Source organism: Stenotrophomonas sp. AB1(2024), assembly GCF_037482345.1.
Lineage (GTDB): Bacteria > Pseudomonadota > Gammaproteobacteria > Xanthomonadales > Xanthomonadaceae > Stenotrophomonas.
In genome coordinates, this window is the sequence record NZ_JBBHKO020000001.1 from 15,865 (window position 1) to 34,450 (window position 18,586).

Genomic DNA, 18,586 nt, shown 5'->3' on the forward strand with positions numbered 1-18,586 from the left:
TCAGTTGACGGGGATCTCCCGCTGGCCCTGCCCGCCGCCCAGTGCGGCGTACAGGTTCACCGCGTCCTGCAATGCCGCTGCGCGCAGCTGCAGCAGGTTCTGTTCGGCGGCGAAGTGGTTGCGCTCGGCGTCGAGCACTTCCAGGTACGGGGTCAGGCCCACGTCGTAGCGGTCGTGCGCGGTCACCACCAGCGCCTGCTGGACTTCCACCGCACGTATCTGGGCCTGGATCTGAAGATCGTTCTGTTCGGCGGCGACCAGCCCGCTGGCAACTTCGCGGAAGGCGTTCTGCACGGTGGACTGGTAGGCCACCTCGCGTTCGTCGCGGGCGGCGTTGGCCGCGTCCACGCGGGCGCGGCGGGCACCCCAGTCGAGCAGCGGCAGTACCGCACCGGCGCCGAAGGACCACACCCGGTTGCTGTCTGAGACCAGCCCGGACAGCTCGCTGGAGGCGTAGCCGCCGGCGCCGGTCAACGAGATGATGGGAAAATACAACGCCCTCGCCGCGCCGATGTTGGCATTGGCCGCACGCAGCTGATGTTCGGCCAGACGCACGTCCGGGCGCGCTTCAAGCAGCGCCGATGGCAGGCCGGGATCGAGCCGGGTGAGCTGCGCGTTGGGATCCAGCGGCAGCCCGGCAGGCAATGCGGGCGGAAGCGGCGCGCCGACCAGGAACTGCAGCAGCTGCAGCGCCTGGCCCTGGGTGCGGCGCAGCTGCGCCAGCTGCAGTTCGGTCTGGGTGACCAGCGCGTAGGACTGGTTGAAATCGATGGACGAGGTCAGCCCGGCGTCCATGCGCAGCTGCGCCAGCTCCAGGGTTTCGTTGCGGCTGGCCAGCGAGCGCTCGGCCAGCACGATGCCTTCGTCGCTGGCGCGCACCGCGTAGTAGCTGGCGGCCACGTTGGCGACCAGCGACAGCTCGGCGGTATTGCGGGCCTCCTCCGTGGCCAGATACTGGCGCCGTGCTGCTTCGTTGAGGTTGGCCACGCGGCCCCAGAAATCCAGCTCGAACGACGGGATGCCCACCTGCACCGCGTAGCTGTCCACGGTAACCCGGGGCGCACCGTCGGCGGCGCTGAGCGGCGTGCGCAGGCGCTGGCCCGACGCACTGGCATCCAACCCGGGCAGGCGCTGGCTGCGCTGGATGCGGAACTGCGCGCGGGCCTGTTCGATCCGGGCCGCAGCGCCAGCCAGGTCGCGGTTGTAGACCAGTGCCTTGCCGATCAGGTCGCGCAGTACCGGGTCATGGAAGAAGCCCTGCCACGGAATGCCCGGCGCGAGTGCACCCTCGGCAGCAGATGGCGGGAAGCGGTCAGGTACTGGCGCCTCCGGGCGAACGTAGTCCGGCGCAAGGTTGCAGCCGCACAGCTGGCAGACCGCCAGCAACGCCCCCATCCGCCAAGGCATGCCGTTACGCATCGGCATCCTCCCTGGCTGCGGGTGCGGCCGGGTCTGCCGTGCGCGGACGCGCGCGGCGGCGCAACAGGAAGTAGAACAGCGGGGTGAAGAAGATGCCGAACAGCGTGGCGCTGAGCATGCTGCCGAGCACGCCGGTACCCACCGCCTGGCGGCTGGCCGCGCCGGCGCCGGTGGCGATCACCAGCGGCACCATGCCCACGATGAAGGTCAGGCTGGTCATCAGGATCGGGCGCAGGCGCTGCTGCGCGGCCTGCAGGATCGCATCGCGTACCGGCACCCCGCGCGCTTCCTCGTCCAGCCCGAACTGCACGATCAGAATGGCGTTCTTGGCGGCCAGGCCGATGATGGTGACCAGGCCCACGGTGAAGTACACATCGGCGGACATCCCGCGTGCGGCGGTGAACACCACCGCGCCCAGGATGCCCAGCGGCACCACCAGCAGCACGATCACCGGGGTCACCCAGCTTTCATAGAGTGCGGCCAGCAGCAGGAACGCCACCACGAAGGCCAGGCCGAGCAGCATGCCCACCTGCCCCGAAGCCTCGCGTTCTTCGCGCGCCGTGCCGGTCCATTCGTGGCGCATGCCCGGCGGCAGCACGTCGTCGGCGATGCGTTCCATCTCCACCAGTGCCGCGCCGCTGGACACGCCCGGCGCGCCCTGCCCCGACACCGTGGCCGAGAGGAAGCCGTTGTAACGTTCCACCTGCTGCTCGCCCACCGTCCAGCGGGTGGTGGCGAACGCGGAGAACGGTACCGACTGGCCGTTGTTGCCGATCACCCGCAGGTCAGAGACATCCTCGGCGCGCATGCGCTGCTCGGCATCGCCCTGGATGAAGACCCGCAGCACATTGCCCTGGCGCACGAAGTCATTGACGTAGGCCGAGCCGAACATGATGCCCAGCGCCTGGTTGACCTGCGACAGCTGCACGCCCAGCGCCCGCGCCTGGGTGCGATCGATATCCACGAACAGCTGCGGCGCGCGTGGCATGCCTTCCGGGCGCACGCCGGTAAGCCGGTCGTTGGTGGCAGCGCGGGCGGCAATGCCCATGGCGGCCGCGCTCAACCCGGTGCCGCCGACACCGCTGCGGTCCTCGATTTTCATGCTGAAGCCCGACGCATTGCCCAGCGACTGGATGGCCGGTGGATTGAGCGCGAACACCTGCGCCTGTGGAATGCGGGTAAACGCCGCGCTCATGCGCGCCGCCAGCGACATCGCACTGCGCTCGCTGCCACTGCGTTCAGCCCATGGGTGCAGGTCGACGAACGACATGCCCACCGCCTGGCCCTGGCCGAAGAAGCTGAAGCCGATCACCGTGGCCACGTTGCGCACTTCCGGCTGCTGGCGCAGGATCGCTTCGGCCTGCTCGGCCGCGGCACGGGTGCGTTCCATCGTGGCACCGGGGGCGGCGTTGTAGGCCACGAAGATGTAGCCCTGGTCTTCGGTGGGCAGGAAGCCGCCTGGCAGCCTTGCATACAACAGGCCGGTGATCAGCGTGACCACCACGAATACCCCGATCCACAGCCACGGCCGCACCAGCATGCTGCCCACCCAGCCGGCGTAGCGGCGGCTGCTCTTATCCAGTCCGGTGTTGATGGCGCTGAACAACCGGCGCCCGGGGCCGCCCTTCCCCACCTGCTCCCTGGCCGGGCGCAGCATGGCGCCGCAGATGGCCGGGGCCAGGGTCAACGACAGGATGGTGGAGACCACCAGCGATACGCTGAGCGTGACCGCGAACTGCCGGTAGATGCCACCGGCCGAACCGGGGAAGAAGCCCATGGGAATGAACACCGCCAGCAGTACCAGCGTGGTGGCGATGATCGCGCCGGAGAGCTGGCCCATCGCCTTGGCAGTGGCTTCGCGCGGCGGCAGCTCTTCTTCGCGCATGATCCGCTCGACGCTTTCCACGATCACGATGGCATCGTCGTTGAGGATGCCGATCGCCACCACCATCGCGAACAACGACAGCAGGTTGATCGATACCCCGAATGCGAGCAGGCCCAGGCAGGCGCCCAGCAGCGACACCGGCACCACGATGGTGGGCAGGAACACCGCACGCCAGCTCTGCAGGAACAGCAGCACCACGATGGACACCAGCACCAGCGACTGCAGCATGGTGACGGCCACGCCGTTGACCGATTCGGTAATGAACGGGGTGGTGTCGAACGGCGTGGTCCACTGCATGCCATCGGGGAAGCTGGCCTCCAGGTCCTGCATGCGCTGGCGCACGGCGGTGGCGGTGGACAGCGCGTTGGCGCCGGTGGCCAGCGATACCGCCAGGCCGGCGGTTTCCTGGCCGTTCAAGCGCAGGTTGAAAGCGTAGTTGTCGTTGCCCAGCTCCACCCGCGCCACATCGCCCAGCCGCACCGTGGCCGCACCGGGGGTGGCGCGGATGATCACCTGGCGGAACTGTTCGGGCGTGCTGAAGCGGCCACGCATGACGATCTGCGCGGTGGTTTCGGTCGATGGCGTGGTTGGCTGCAGACCAAGGCCGCCGCCGGCCGTCTGCGCGTTCTGCTCTCGTACCGCGGCCATCACCTCACCAGGTGAGATGCCGTAGCTGACCAGCTTTTCGCGGTCCAGCCAGATCCGCATGGCGTAGCTGGAGCCAAACAGGGTGACGTCGCCCACCCCATGCACACGGCGCAGTTCGTCGGCGATGTTGCTGTTGGCGTAGTCGCCCAGTTCCAGTGCCGAATAGCGGCCCTTGTCGGACTGCAACGAAATCAGCATCAGGAAGCCGTTGCTGGCCTGGGTGACCCGCACGCCCATCTGCCGCACTTCTTCGGGCAGGCGCGGCTCGACCCGGGCCAGGCGGTCCTGCACCTGCGAACGGGCAATGTCCAGGTCGGTGCCGCTGCGGAAGGTCACCCGGATCTGCGCGGTGCCGTTGGCGCGGCTGGTGGAGGTCATGAACAGGAAATCATCCACGCCGCTCAGCTCGTTCTCGATCACCGAGGTCACGGTGCGGTCCAGGGTCTGCGCATCGGCGCCGACGAACGTGGCCGAGATACTCAGCGACGGCGGTGCCACGTCGGGGTACTGCTCCACCGGCAGGCTGCTCAGCGCAATGCCACCGAACAGGATGGCGAACAGCGCGATCACCCACGCCAGCACCGGCCGGTAGACGAAGTAGCCACTCATGGGGTGTCGGCCTTCGCCTTGGCAATGGGTTTGGACTGGATCGCCACGGGTTGGCCGGGCTGGATCTTGTGCCAGCCATCGACGATCACCTTGTCGCCGGGGGTGAGCCCGGACTGCACCACCCAACGCCCGCCGGCCTGGCCGGCCAGGGTCACGGCGCGACGTACGGCAACGTTCTCGTCATTGACCAGCATGACCGTGGCTTCATCCTCGCCCACCTGGATGGCACGTTCGGGCAGGCTGGTGCCGTTGCGGATGCTGCCGATGGCCAGGATGCCGCGCACGAACTGCCCCGGCAGCAAGCGGCCATCCGGATTGGCGAAGCGCGCACGCAGCGTTCGGCTGCCGGTGGCCGGATCGATGGCGGTTTCGCTGAAGTCCACGACACCGGCTTCGGGCAGGCGTTCACCCCCCTCCAGCAGGAGGGTCACCTGCACGCGGTGATCGTCGCCCATGTCGATGCGGCCGTCGGCGACGCCCCGCTGGATCTCGTTCATGGCGATGTTGGAGGGATTGAAAATGACGAATGCCGGATCGACCTGATCGATCCGGGTAAGCAGCGTGGCCGCCGCTGCACTGACCAATGCGCCTTCGCTGACCTGGGCGCGGCCGGTGCGGCCCTTGATGGGCGCGCGTACGGTGGCGTGGTCGAGCTGCAGCGTGGCGCGGTCCACCGCTGCCTGGGCCTCCATCAGCGCCGCATCGGCCTGGCGGAACGAAGCCTGCGCCGATTCGTACTCCTGCACACTCACGGCTTTGCGCTGCACCAACGTGGACAGCCTGGCGCGCAGCGAGGAGGTCTGCGCCTTGGCCGCGCGAGCCGAGGCCAGCGAGGCGCGGGCCTGCTGCACCCGCGCCTGCAGGTCGCGCGGGTCGATCTGGAACAGCGGCGCGTTGGCCTCCACTTCGGTGCCGTCGACATACAACTGGCGCTCGACGATGCCATCGGCACGCGCCCGCACTTCGGCCGAACGGCTGGCCTCCACCCGGCCCGGCAGCTCTACCAGGTTGGGTACGACCTGCGCCTTGACCACTTCCACGGCCACCAGCGTGGGCGGCCGTTGTGTGTCGTCGGGACCACCACCGCGTCCACACCCCGCCGCCAGTGCAACCGCCGCCAACAGCCATGCACGCGCCATCCACCCAAGGGATTGCATCCTTCCGGTCTCCGCAGTTCGCACGGCGGCGGCACCCGGCCGCCGTGACGGGAAATGTCGGCGCTGCGCCTAGAAGGCCACCGCGTCGCGGATCAACGGACAGGTCATGCAGTGGCCGCCACCGCGACCACGCCCCAGCTCGGCCCCGACGATGCTGATCACTTCGATACCCTGCTTGCGCAGATCGGTATTGGTCTGGGTACTGCGGTCATACGCCACCACCACGCCCGGCGCCATCGCCACCAGGTTGTTGCCGCTATCCCATTGCGAGCGTTCGGCCGCGTAGCGGTCGCCGCCGGATTCGACGATGCGCAGCTGCTTGAAGCCCAGTGCCTCGGCGACCACGTCGTTGAAGTGCTTCTTCTCGAACACGATCTCGAAGCCCGGCGCCTTGTCGCTGGGGTGCAGCGATACGGTGTGGATCTGGTCGACGATGCCCGGGAACACCGTCACCACATCGCGATCGGCGAAGGTGAACACCGTATCCAGGTGCATGGCCGAGCGCAGCTTGGGCATGACCGCCACGATCACCCGCTTGGCCGCACCGTTCTTGAACAGCGACTGCGCCAACTGGGTGATGGCCGTGCGCGAAGTGCGCTCGCTCATGCCGATCAGCACGATGCCGTTGCCGGGAATCAATACGTCACCGCCTTCCAGCGTGGCATTGCCGTGGTCGACGGTGGGGTCACCGAACCAGATCGGGAACTTGGCCTTGGTGAAATCCGGATGGAACTTGTAGATCGCGGTGGTGAGGATGGTTTCCTCGTGGCGCGCCGGCCAGTACAGCGGATTGAGGGTCACGCCCTGGTAGATCCAGCAGGTGGTGTCGCGGGTGTACAGCGTGTTGGGCAGCGGCGGCAGCAGGTAGCCGACGATGTCCGGCTGCGCGCGCGCGGCCTGCAGCGTGGGTCCGGCGAAGTCGTCCGGCAGGTCGAACACGCTCAGGCCACCGATCAGCGTTTCGGCCAGTTGCCGGGCCGGCAGCGCCTGCAGGTAGGCGCGCACTTCGGACATGAATTCCACGCCCACTTCGTTGGCGTTGATCTGGTGGTCCAGGATCCAGTTGCGGGCATCGTCGATTTCCAGTGTCTCGGTGAGCAGATCGTGCATTTCCACCACGTCCACGCCACGGGCACGCATCTTGGACATGAAGTCGAAATGGTCGCGCTTGGCGTTGTCTACCCAGATCACGTCATCGAACAGCAGGTCGTCCTTGTTGCGCGGGGTCAGCCGGCTGTGCGCCATGCCGGGGGCGCACACCATCACCTTCTTCAGGACACCAACTTCGGAATGAACGCCATAGACAGTTGCACTGGACATTGCGGACTTCTCCATTTCACGGATATGAACAGGGAAAGCGAAGCATCCGACCGTCGTTGCGGCGGCCACGGGATATGTTGTCGATGCGTGCACAACTATTCCCCAAAAGGTCATGGGCACGTGAACGTCGGAAAATGGATAGTGGATGGAAAGACCTGGGAATGCTGAATGTGTTGTGCGGGCTGGAGGACACGGTTTCTTTCACGTTGCCGTTACAGGTTGCGTAGTTAATCGCTGCTGCATGGAGCAGATTTCAACGCCAGGATGGCTGGCCAACCGTAGCCCCTCGTATTCATTTGATGGAGACACACGATGAAACTTCAACATGCAGGCGCCGCAACGGCGCTGTTGGCGTCTGCCCTGTTCATGGCGGGCTGCGCGACCCACACCACCCCCAGCACCTTCAACCGCTCCGAGGTCGGGCGCGCCCAGACGGTGGAGGCCGGCACGGTCCAGTCCATCCGTGGCGTTCAGATCCAGAACGATTCGCGCGGGGTGGCGACCCTGGTCGGCGCGGGGATCGGCGGTGTCGCCGGCAGTACGATCGGTGGTGGCAGCCGCGCCAACACCATCGGTGCGATCGCAGGCGCCGCAGCGGGTGGTGCAGCGGGCAATGCGCTGGCACGTGGAGCGCGCAACGGCGTTGAGATCACCGTCCAGCTGGAAAACGGCCGCACCGTCGCGGTCGTACAGGACGGCAACCCGACCGACTACCGCGTCGGCGACCGCGTGAACGTCTCAAGCGACGGCAGCACCACCCGCGTCACCCGTCGCTGAGCCGGGGGGCGCTCCTGTGAACCGGCCCGTCCCGCGTGGACGGGCATCTCGCTGTTTTGCCTAGCAGAAGGAACCATCATGCGCCGTTTGCTGATGACGCTGCTCGCCGTGGCATCCTTGGGAGGGTGCGCCACTACGCCCACCATGACCACCCAGGAACGCTTCAACCTTTACGTGCAGCACGCCGGGCCGCCGGTGTCCTCGTTCCGGCTGGCCCGCTTCGTACGCCATACCCAGTGGACCCCATTGGGCGACCGGGCACTGGCGGTGTGGACCAGCCAGAGCCGTGGCCACCTGCTCGAGCTGCGCGGCCGGTGCCCCGGCCTGTCGATCGCCCACACGGTGCAGATCACCAACTCGTTCGGCACGGTCAATGCCCGCTGGGACAGCGTGATTCCACGCACGGCGAGTGTGGCCATGCCACAGTCCTGCCGCATCATCCGGATCCGTCCGCTCGATGGCACCGCGATTCGTGACGCGCGCCGCGAAATGCGCAACACGATCTACGGCGACCGCCCGGCGGATGTAGTGGAAGATACCGGGCCGGATGTAACCGACAGCTTCGAAGAATGAGTGTTGACGAGGGCCGGCGATGGAACGATTACGCAACATGATCCGCCGCAATGTGTCGCGCAGTCTGTTCGATGCGCGATGGATCATGGCGCCGTTCTACTTCGGGCTGGTGGTGGCACTGCTGCTGTTGCTGTTCGTGTTCCTGCGCGAGCTGCTCAACTATGTGCTGCGCATTGGCCAGCTTGGCCCGGCCGATGCAGTGCTGCTGGCGCTGTCGCTGATCGACCTGTCGCTGGTGGCCAACCTGCTGCTCATCGTCACCCTGGCCGGTTATGAAAACTTCGTGACGCGGATCGATTCCGGTCAGGAGAAGCGTCCCTCCTGGATGGGCACGGTCGATTTCTCCGGCATGAAGAGCAAGTTGATGGGCTCGATCATCGCCATCTCGGCGATTGCCCTGCTGCGGATCTTCATGAAGCTGGAGGAAGGCAATTCGATCGACCCGGAGGTACTACGCTGGATGGCGGCCATCCACGGCATGTTGTTGTTGTCGGCGCTGATCCTGGCCATCACCGAGCGGCTGGCCCGCCCGACGATCCGGCCCCCGGTCGATCCGCCACCACCGCCCTCCTGACTCAACCGCCGCTGGTACTGCGCCGCCGCTCGATTTCGCGTCGGCGCAGTGGGTCGAGAAGATCCATCAAGCGCCGTGTGTCGGCGGCATTCCAATCCCCGGTACCCAGTACTGCCTGCCACCCCGCGATGTAGTGCGCGGGCGCAAACACATGCCCGTAGCCCATCGGGGTGCGGTCGGCCAACAGCATGTCCAGCGCCAGCTGCAGCATGCTTACCAGCGGGTACCAGCGGACCGCCGGGGACACGTCCGGCGCGCGCGGCTCGGCCATCCAGTCCGGTTTCCGCCAGGCGTCGTAGGGAGTGAAGAAGGTGATCGGGTCGCTGGCGTACTGCAGGTACACCACCCGCATCCGCCCCCATGGGGCATCCGCTGGCACCGGCGCGCCGGCCTGGTTCATGAAGCGCACCGTGCGGCTGTCACGGAACACCGGCAGCCATTCGGTGGACCCGGCGTTGCGCTGGTCGGTGGTCTGCCGCCAGGTACGGGTGGCGAACGGTGGGCCACTCCACAGCGCGCCATCGATGGGTGTATCGATCATGTCAAACAGGTTCACCGAGCGCTCGGAGTTCATCGCGCCCAGGCTCAAACCGTGCACGTACAGGCGCGGCCGGGCGTCCACCGGCAACGTTCGCCAGTACGCGTAGACCTCGGCAAACAGCAGCCGCGAGGTTTCCTCGCCGTACTCGGGTTCGACCAGCAGCGACAACGGGCTGGACAGATAGGAGTACTGCACCGCAACGCTGGCCACGTCGCCATGCAGCAGGTACTCCAGGCTGTCCGCCGCTGCCGGGTCTACCCAGCCAGTGCCGGTTGGGGTGATGACCACCAGGTTGGCGCGCTCGAATCCCCCCTGGCGCTGCAGTTCGCGTAGCGCCAACCGGGCGCGGGCACGCGCACTCTCGGCCGCCGGCAGGCCGGCGTAGACCCGGATGGGTTGCAGCGCGGGCTTGCCGGTGAAGGCGGCGATGTCGGCTGCATCCGGCCCGGCGCTCACGTAATCGCGCCCTGCCCTGCCCATCTGCTCCCAGACCACCAGCGAACCGGGGCCGCCGGTTGCGCCGGGTCGCGTCGGCGCGGTTGCATCCGGCGGAATCAGCGCATCGGCCTTGCGGAACGACGCGTCGGCCGCGTGCAGCGCGCCGCGCAGCAGCACGCCGTTGGCGATGTTGAAAAACAGCACTGCGGCCACCCCGATGCCCAGCAGCCGCGCCACCGGCGCCGGCATGATCCGCTGGGACAATGCGCCGACCCGCCGCGCCACCCAGGCAAAGGCGCGGCCCACCACCAGCAGCACGGCAAACACCGCCAGCGCGATCACCAGCAGCCGCAGCGAGAAACTCTCGTCCATTGGCGGCAGGCCCATCACCGCGCGCACCGAGTCCTGCCATGGGCGCACCCACCACACCGTCAACGCACACGCCAGCAGGCTCACCCACGGCAGCCAGCGCAGCACCCGCGGCAACCGGCTACGGCTCAGCTCAGGCAGCATCAGGCGCCGCCACAGCGCGGCAAGCGCCACACCGATAAGGTAGCCCACGGCGAAACACACACCCGACAGCAGCCCCTGCGCCACATAGCCGCGCGGCACCAGGCTGGGGGTCAACGAGGCGATGAAGCACAGCGCACCCAGCACCTGCCCTGTTCGGCACAGAGGCCCGCGATACGGCGCGGTCAGGCGTGCCAGCAGGGAACGAAACGGCTTGGCGGGCGGCGCGGTCACAAGCGCAGCCACCCACTGGCCAACCCGACAAGGCCCGCCACTGCCATGGCGCACAGCAGCAACAGCACGGCCATCTCGGCCGGCCGGAATGCAATGCCACGATGCCGCTGCCAGGCCCAGAACAGGATCGACCCCGGCACGTACAGCAGGCTGGACAGCAGCAGGTAGCGGCTGCCGCCGGCCAACAGCATGGAGGCGGCGTAGACCGTAGCGATGCCGGCTATCCAACGCATCCGCGCATGGGCAGCAGCGTCCACCCCGGTCTCGCCGCCCAGCGACAGCTTGAGCTGGTAGGCCGCCACCAGCAGGTACGGCACCAGCGTCATCGCGCTGGTCATCTTCAGCGCCAGCGTAAAGGCGTAATCGGCGAACCAGCTGACCAGCAGGAAGCTCTGGATCACCCCGTTGGTCAACCACAGCGCCGCGTCCGGCACGCCGGCGCGGTTCTCGCGGGCAAGTACGCGCGGCATGGCGTCGTTGAGCGCGGCCGAATGCAGCACCTCGGCGGCCAGCAGCGACCAGGACAGGTAGTTGCCCAACACCGAGATCAACAACCCGATACTGATGAACAAGGCGCCCCAACGTCCGGCGATGGCCTCCATCACGCCCGCCATCGACGGTGTGCGCAGCGCGGCCAGGTCCGGGCGCAGCATGATGCCGTAAGACAGGATGGTGACCATCACCAGCAGGCACAGTACGCCCAGGAAGCCGGCCACGGTGGCGATGCCCACGTCCTCGCGGCGGCGCGCGTGCCGCGAATACACGCTGGCCCCTTCGATGCCGACGAACACGAACACGGTGAGCAGCAGGGTGCCCCGGGTCTGTTGCCACAGGGTACCGGCGCCTGGCGGCTCGCCCCCCCACAGGTTCAGCGCGAAGACATCGGCGCGGAAGCCCAGGAACAGGAAGACGATGAACACCGCCAGCGGCACCAGCTTGGCCACTGTCGCAATGGTGTTGATCAGCGCCGCTTCCTTGATTCCGCGCAGGATCAGGAAGTGGAAGCCCCACAGCAACGCCGAGGCAGAGAGGATCGCCACCACGGTGGTGCCATCGCCGAATACCGGGAAGAACTGGCCCAGCGTGGCCTTGATCAGGATCAGGCAGGCCACGTCCGCCAGGCAGCAGCCCAGCCAATAGCCCACGGCCGACAATAGACCAGCGTAGTCGCCGAAGCCGGCTTTGGCATAGGCGTAGATGCCGGTGTCCAGCTCCGGTTTCAGCCGCGACAGCGACTGGAACACGAAGGCCAGCATCAGCATGCCGGTGCCGGCGATGGCCCACGCCAGCAGCGCACCGTGCACCCCGGTGTTGGCAGCGAACGCAGCGGGCAGCGCAAAGATGCCCGAACCGATCATCGAGCCGACCACAAGCGCGGTCAGCTCCAGCAGCGACAACTTGCGGCTACCCACGGTGGGGCTCATCGCGGCTCAGTCCTTAGATTTGGATGTAACCCGTCGCGATCCAGTACACACCAATTACTGCAGCGACCACCGCCAGCGCCAGGATGATGAAATCCGAGGCCTTGGTGAAGATCTTCTCGCCCTGCTCGCGCCGCGCCCAGAAGTACAGCAGGCTGCCCGGCGCATACAGCACCGCCGACAGCACGATGAACTTGATGCCGCCGGCATACAGCAGGAAGGCGGTGTAGACCGTAGCCAGGATGGCCAGGGTAAGGTCGCGCCCGCGCTCATTGGGCCGCTCGTTGTAGGTCTCCCCCCGTCGGGTGATCTTCAACCCGTAGGCCGCTACCAGCAGGAACGGGATCAGCGACATCGCGCTGGTCAGGTTGAGCATCAGCGAAAACGCATCGCGCGACCAGTAGGTGGTGATCACGATCAGCTGCACGATGATGTTGGTCGCCCAAAGTGCCGCCGCCGGAACCCCGTTGGCGTTCTCCCGCGCGAAGATGGCGGGCATGTCCTTGGTGCGGGCCGCAGCCGACAGCACCTCGGCGCAGATCAGCGACCAGGCCAGGTAGGCACCGAGCACGGAAATCAGCAGGCCGACGCTGACGAAGACTGCGCCCCAATGGCCCACTACAGCTTCAAGCACGGCGGCCATCGAAGGCTGGCGCATGCCGGCGATGTCGGCCCGCTCGAGCACCGCAAATGGCAGCAGGGTCACCAGTACCATCAGCGTGGTGACCACCAGGAAGCCGGTGATGGTGGCCGCGCCCACATCCTTGCGCTCCTTGGCGTAGCGCGAGTAGACGCTGGCACCCTCGATACCCAGGAACACGAAGACCGTCACCAGCATCGTCGCGCGGACCTGCTCGAAGATGTTGCCTTCCAGGCCGCCGCCGTAGAAGTTGAACCGGAACACCTCCATCTTCATGGCAAAGGCCATGATGACCAGGAACACCAGGATCGGGATCACTTTGGCGATGGTGACGATCTTGTTGATGGCCGCCGCCTGCTGCACGCCGCGCAGGATCATGAAGTGGAACAGCCAGATGCCGGCCGATGCGACCAGGATCGCCACCACCGTGTTGCCGTCGCCGAAGATCGGGAAGAACGCGCCCAGGGTGGACTTGATCAGCACCCAGTAGGAGACGTTGCCGATACAGCTGCCGATCCAGTAGCCGAACGCAGAAAGAAACCCGGGGTAGTCGCCGAAGCCCTCCTTCGCATAGGCGAATACACCGGCGTCCAGGTCGGGCTTGCGTTCGGCCAGCATCTGGAACACGCGCGCCAGGGTGTACATGCCCAGGCCGGCGATAAGCCAGGCCACCACCGCACCCAGCGGGCCGGTGGCACCGGCGAAAGTCCGGGGGAGGGAGAAAATACCCGCCCCGATCATGCCGCCAACCACCATGGCGGTAAGTTGCGTGCGCGTCATCTTCACAACGTTGGAGGACATATCGGGCGTCCGCATGCAGGTTGGAGCATTCAGGATGGAGAGCAAATCGTCAATTCGACGTGAGTTCCAGCTCAGTAATTTCTGCACATTCCCAACTGGGCGGCTGGACTATCCACTATCCGTCACACTCGCGTATTCATCGTGCCAGCGCGGGTCGGAAGCACGCGGCGACGATGCGCCACAGCAGGATGCCCTCCGCGCGAAGACGCAATACCTGGCCGTCCCAGCAGGCCCAGCCCTGCGCCAGGCACGGCTGCAGCCGTGCCCGCGCGTCCTCGAACACCTCGGCGAAGGAACGTGCGTTGCACCACTCGAAATCGGCCACGTCCAGCGCATGGTCGCAGGCGATGCGCTGGACCGCGTCGCTGGCCAATGCCTCCTCCTCCGACAGGATCAGACCGGTCACCACACCGGCATGGCCGGCCGCCATGCGCGCCTGCCAGCGCAGCGGATCTTCATCCAGCCTGCACAACACCTCCCCCACCTGGCTGCAGGCACCCGCGCCAATGCCGATGAAATCGCTGCGCTCGCGGCGCGGTACGCCGGCCACGTCGCAGTAACGATAGGTGTCGCGGGCCGTGACGGGCGGCGCACGGTCCGGGTGCTGGTAGTGGTCGCCACCGATCGGCACATACCCGGCGGCTACCAGTTGTTGCCACGCGCCGAACCACGTCGCTGCACAGGGTTGCGGCGGCGCCAGGCACGGCGCCGGCAGCAGGATCCGCGCCGGGCCATGTTCGATCACCCGCTGCAGCCGTTGCAGGTAGTGCCGGTCGCCGCGCGAAGGCACCCGCAGCTGGTAGTAGCAGGCGGTGAAGCCGGCAGGCTGCGCGCGCGCCAGCAGTCCCGGGCCGTCGGCGCCCGGTCGGTCGATCACGGTCAAGCGCGTACAGCCTACCGCGCGCAACGCGTCCGGCTCGCGCCCACTGCCCGCATCCACCCGGACCTCCACCTGCGGCCGCGCCACCGTACGCAGGTGCTCGGGCACCGCCTCCAGCAGCTGTTCCAGCAGCGCCGGCGCCAGGCACTCGGCCAGGCCCAACTGCAGCACCAGCGCCACCACCTCGCGGTCGTCGGCCAGCAGCCCCGCGTGCAGGCGCAACCCATCCAGCAGTGCGTGCAGGCAGGCCTCCCCGCCCACCTCCGCGCGCGCCGCCTGGAAGCCCAGCGTCAGCGAACGCGGGATCAGGTGCTCGTTGCTGGCCAGCAGCGCGTTGCGCCAACCGGCCTCGCCGAACCCACTGCTGAACTGCAGGGCGGAATGAAACAGCACGTGATCCGGCTGCTGCACAAGGCAGTCGGGCAGGTGCGAAGCGGAGCGCAATGTCGTGGCCTCAGGCATGGCGCATCCTGCCATCGGTGCACACATGCCGCCTTGATCCGGATCAAGGCCGTGCGCGATCCTCCGATGCAAGGGCGAAGTCCAGCCCTGCCCGCACTGCAGCCACCTGCGCGGCGTTGCACTGGGCCGGCGTGGTGCGCGGGCTGTCCGGATACACTTCGGTGGTGGTGGCCAAACGCGCATTGGTGAAGCCGGCACATGCACCGATCGAGCGCGATTCGCCCCAGACCACGCCCGGCGACTGCAACGGCAGGCCCACCAGGTTGCCGTGGGCGTCGGCCGGTGCGATGTGGGTGATGGGTGAGACAGCAGCGATCAGGGCACGCTGGAAGGCCGGCTCAGGATTTTCGCTGTTGCCGATGACATAGAAGCCGTCCGGAATGGTTTCCGGGGTCCACGCCTTGCCATCACGCGAAGCCAGCGCCGGATCGAATTCATGCGCATCGCTGTCGGTGGTTTCGTGCAGGTCCAGGTGGACCAGCAGGGTGTCGTTGCGTGCGGCGATCCAGTTCATCAGCGATGCCGATTCTACGATCCGCCCACCGTCACGAAAGCTGCGGTTGGGATCGATCGCGTCGCGATTCCAGCGCTGGATGCGTTCGTAGCCCCAGGGGCATACGCAGGGTACGACGATCAGGTTGATGCGGCCGGCATACTCGTGGGCATGATTGCGCAGGAACTGCAGCGCGCCGTGCACGCCGCTGGTTTCGTAGCCGTGTACGCCGCCGGTGACCAGGGCGGTGGGCAGTGCCGGGTCCCAGTTGCGGGTCATTGCCAGCAACAGCGGGTAGGTGTCGGTCATCGATTCGAGCTGGCCGTATTGCACCACCTCCAGTGCATCGGGAAGCGCGTTCAACGCGGCGACCACGTCGGCGGCGTAATGGCGTTGCACCACCTGGCGCGAGCGCCACGCCGCGCGTTCGGTATCGCCCCAAGGCTGTCCGGGGGTGCCGACGGGGTAGAAATGGGGAGTGGCCATGGTGATGCTCCTGAAGCGGATGCCCCATTGTAAATGCTTGCTGGTAGAGCCACGCCCTGCGTGGCTGCTCTTCGTTCCGGCGCCATGACGCCTGACGGTCGGCTCCGGATCGTCTAAACGCCGGTCGGATCACGGCCACCGATACCGGGTCCTCTTCGGACCCTTGCGCCGCGCGGCGCCGGTGAGACCCGGATACCGACACATGCGCGGGGAGCCGGCAGAACCCGGCTCCCCTTCCCTTTCCAACATTCAAGCCGCCTGCACCTCTTCATACCCGTTGAAGCGCATGTCGCTCGACGCGCGCCCCTGGGTAAGCGAGCGCAGCGAGGTGGTATAGCCGGACAACTGCGCCAACGGCGCATAGCCCACCACTTCCGCGCGCCCGCCCTGGTCCTCGATGGACGCAATACGGCCACTGCGGCGGTTGAGGTCGCCCACCACATCGCCGACATTCACCGACGGCACGTGGATGGCCACTTCCATCACCGGTTCCAGCAGGCGCGTACCGGCCTGCAGCAGCGCAGCCTTGACCGCTTCGGCACCGGCACGATGGAATGCCATGTCCGACGAATCCTTGGCATGGGTCTGCCCGTCGACCAGCGCCACCTCGATGCCCACCACCGGATGGCCACGCGGCCCCTCCGACAGCGCGCCTCGCACGCCCTTCTCCACCGCCGCCACAAACCCGCGCGGGATCACGCCGCCCACGGTGCGGTCGACGAAATGCACCTGGCCGTCCTCGCGCGGGCTCACATCCAGCACGACCCGGGCGTACTGGCCCTGGCCGCCGGTCTGCTTGACCACCTTGCCTTCCACGCCACGAACTGCCTGCTTCAGCGTTTCCTGGTAGGCCACGCGTGGCGCACCGGTACGCACGTTGACGTTCCATTCGGTGCGCAGGCGTTCAACCATCACCTCCAGGTGCAGCTCGCCCATGCCCCAGACCAGGGTTTCCCCGCTGTCGGCCTCGGTTTCGACGCGGAACGACGGATCTTCCTGGGTCAGGCTGGACAGGCCCTGGGCGATGCGGATCAGGTCGGTCGCCTTTTCCGCGGTCAACCGCCACGCCAGCACCGCGTGCTGCGCCTGGATGGTGTCCAGCAACAGCGGGCGCGACGGCGCACTGAGCGTTTCACCGCTCACCGCATCCTTCCAGCCCAGCACCGCGACGATGTCACCGGCCACGGCCTGCTTGATGTCGTGGGTCTGGTCGGCCTGCACCCGCACCAGCCGGCTGACCCGACGTCCCTGCGCATGCTGCGAACTGGCCAACGCATCGCCCACCCGCAGCGTGCCCGAATACACCCGCACGAAGCTCAGTGCACCATGGTGCTGGTGCGTGATCTTGAACAGCAGCGCCGCCAGCGGGCCGTTCGGGTCCGGCGGCAGGCTGACCTCGCCTTCGTCGCTGGCAGCCACCACCGCCGGCCGGTCTTCCGGCGCGGGCAGGTAATCCACGATGGCATCGAGCAGGGTTTCAATGCCCTTGCTCTTGAACGCCGCCCCCGCCAGCACCGGTACGCCGGCACCGGCCAGCGTGGCCCGGCGCAGCGCGGCGCGGAGTGCGTCCGGTTCCGGGGCACTGCCCTCCAGCCAGGCTTCGGCCAGCTGCTCGTCGTGGTCGGCCACCGACTCGACCAGCTCTGCGCGCCGTGGCTCCCACTCGCTGTGTTCGGCGGTGGTCCACGCGGTGCGCGTCGGCGTGCCGGTGTCGTCCCAGTGCACGGTGCTGCGGTCGACCAGGTCGATCCAGCCGTGGAATGCATTTTCGGCACCCAGCGGCCAGCCGATCGCCCACGGTCGCGCCTGCAGCTTGTCCTGCAGCTGCGCCAGCACGCGTTCGAACGACGCGCCGATGCGGTCCATCTTGTTGACGAACGCGATCAGCGGCACGCCATGGCGGCGGGCCTGGTGCCATACGGTTTCCGATTGTGGCTGCACGCCGTCCACGGCGGAGAACACCGCCACCGCGCCGTCGAGTACGCGCAGCGAACGTTCCACTTCAATGGCGAAGTCGATGTGGCCGGGCGTATCAATCAGGGTCAGGTGGTGGGTGGGCTCGCCACGCGGCGCCCAATGCGCCTGTACGGCGGCCGCGCCGATGGTGATGCCGCGCTCGCGTTCGATCGCCGAAAAGTCGGTGGTCGCCGCGCCGTCGTGGACCTCGCCAACGCGATGGATCTCGCCGGTTTTCCACAGCAGGCGTTCGGTGAGCGTGGTCTTGCCGGCGTCGATGTGGGCAATGATGCCGAGGTTGCGCCGGAGGTTCCGGGTCTGGGTGTTCATGGATGGGGTCTCGCTGTTGCCAACATCAGGGAGCCGCACGCCGCCGTTGGCTGACGGGCGTGCGGCCAGGTTTGGGGCTCGGCGATCTGGTGCATGGCACGTTCTCCTTCATGCGGTTGTAGTGCGGTGGGTTGGGAACACGGAAACGAAAAGAGCGCCCGGTGGGCGCTCTGTCTGGGGGTCCTGCGGTGATCGGGAATCGATCAGCCGCCAAGGGAGCCGCGAGGCAGACGCGCCCGTCCCGCGAAAGCGCGGGTGCGAGTAAAGAACGTCAGGAGCGGCATCGAGTTCATGGCGGTGGTTGAAAGGATCTGGGGCGAATTCTAGACCTGTTGTTCCGGCTTGCAAGCGGTTTTAAGAAACATATATGGAACACTGACAGTCATTTTTATTGAATGGTCCTGTCGTGAGCAACAATCACGACATGCCCAG

13 protein-coding genes are annotated in these 18,586 nt (G+C 67.0%); 3 read left to right on the forward strand and 10 right to left on the reverse strand.

The window, feature by feature from the left end; all coding sequences use genetic code 11:
• The 4 genes from WIX41_RS00060 to arcA form a co-directional block, all read right to left on the reverse strand.
• Nucleotides 1–1,419, reverse strand: a complete 1,419-nt coding sequence (locus WIX41_RS00060; RefSeq protein ID WP_339445137.1) for an efflux transporter outer membrane subunit — start codon at nt 1,417–1,419, stop codon at nt 1–3.
• Nucleotides 1,412–4,561, reverse strand: coding sequence for a multidrug efflux RND transporter permease subunit (locus WIX41_RS00065; RefSeq protein WP_339445139.1), 3,150 nt, complete (start codon nt 4,559–4,561; stop codon nt 1,412–1,414). Before WIX41_RS00065 ends, WIX41_RS00060 begins: the two co-directional genes overlap by 8 nt.
• Nucleotides 4,558–5,718 (reverse strand): efflux RND transporter periplasmic adaptor subunit, encoded by a 1,161-nt coding sequence (locus WIX41_RS00070; RefSeq protein WP_339445141.1) that lies wholly within the window; start codon nt 5,716–5,718, stop codon nt 4,558–4,560. The genes WIX41_RS00065 and WIX41_RS00070 overlap by 4 nt, the downstream gene beginning before the upstream one ends.
• Before the next feature lie 69 nt (nt 5,719–5,787).
• On the reverse strand, nt 5,788–7,038 hold the full coding sequence (gene arcA / locus WIX41_RS00075; protein ID WP_339445143.1) for an arginine deiminase: 1,251 nt from the start codon (nt 7,036–7,038) through the stop codon (nt 5,788–5,790).
• Between the two features lie 312 nt (nt 7,039–7,350).
• Between arcA and WIX41_RS00080 the strand changes: the two genes are divergently transcribed.
• The 3 genes from WIX41_RS00080 to WIX41_RS00090 all read left to right on the forward strand — a co-directional run bounded on the left by WIX41_RS00080 (nt 7,351) and on the right by WIX41_RS00090 (nt 8,962).
• On the forward strand, nt 7,351–7,815 hold the full coding sequence (locus WIX41_RS00080) for a glycine zipper 2TM domain-containing protein (RefSeq protein WP_339445145.1): 465 nt from the start codon (nt 7,351–7,353) through the stop codon (nt 7,813–7,815).
• A gap of 78 nt (nt 7,816–7,893) precedes the next feature.
• Entirely contained in the window at nt 7,894–8,388 is a 495-nt protein-coding gene (locus WIX41_RS00085) for a DUF6491 family protein (RefSeq protein ID WP_339445147.1), read from the forward strand.
• A 37-nt stretch (nt 8,389–8,425) separates the two neighbouring features.
• On the forward strand, nt 8,426–8,962 hold the full coding sequence (locus tag WIX41_RS00090; RefSeq protein ID WP_339445149.1) for a YqhA family protein: 537 nt from the start codon (nt 8,426–8,428) through the stop codon (nt 8,960–8,962).
• 1 nt (nt 8,963) lies between these two features.
• On the opposite strand, the gene WIX41_RS00095 is transcribed toward WIX41_RS00090, so the two are convergent.
• The 6 genes from WIX41_RS00095 to fusA all read right to left on the reverse strand — a co-directional run bounded on the left by WIX41_RS00095 (nt 8,964) and on the right by fusA (nt 18,154).
• Nucleotides 8,964–10,685: an alpha/beta hydrolase gene (locus WIX41_RS00095; protein ID WP_339445151.1), complete on the reverse strand. Its 1,722-nt coding sequence runs from the start codon at nt 10,683–10,685 to the stop codon at nt 8,964–8,966.
• Nucleotides 10,682–12,109 carry a basic amino acid/polyamine antiporter gene (locus WIX41_RS00100; protein ID WP_339445153.1) on the reverse strand — a complete coding sequence of 476 codons (1,428 nt, stop codon included), beginning with the start codon at nt 12,107–12,109 and terminating at the stop codon, nt 10,682–10,684. Before WIX41_RS00100 ends, WIX41_RS00095 begins: the two co-directional genes overlap by 4 nt.
• Nucleotides 12,110–12,122: 13 nt before the next feature.
• The gene (locus WIX41_RS00105; protein WP_339445155.1) at nt 12,123–13,547 is read right to left on the reverse strand and encodes a basic amino acid/polyamine antiporter; all 1,425 of its coding nucleotides are present in this window, start codon (nt 13,545–13,547) and stop codon (nt 12,123–12,125) included.
• Between the two features lie 136 nt (nt 13,548–13,683).
• Entirely contained in the window at nt 13,684–14,889 is a 1,206-nt protein-coding gene (locus WIX41_RS00110; protein ID WP_339445157.1) for a hypothetical protein, read from the reverse strand.
• A gap of 43 nt (nt 14,890–14,932) precedes the next feature.
• Nucleotides 14,933–15,868: a M14 family metallopeptidase gene (locus WIX41_RS00115; RefSeq protein WP_339445159.1), complete on the reverse strand. Its 936-nt coding sequence runs from the start codon at nt 15,866–15,868 to the stop codon at nt 14,933–14,935.
• Nucleotides 15,869–16,117: 249 nt separating this feature from the next.
• Entirely contained in the window at nt 16,118–18,154 is a 2,037-nt protein-coding gene (gene fusA, locus WIX41_RS00120) for an elongation factor G (RefSeq protein WP_339445161.1), read from the reverse strand.
• Nucleotides 18,155–18,586: the final 432 nt, after the last annotated feature.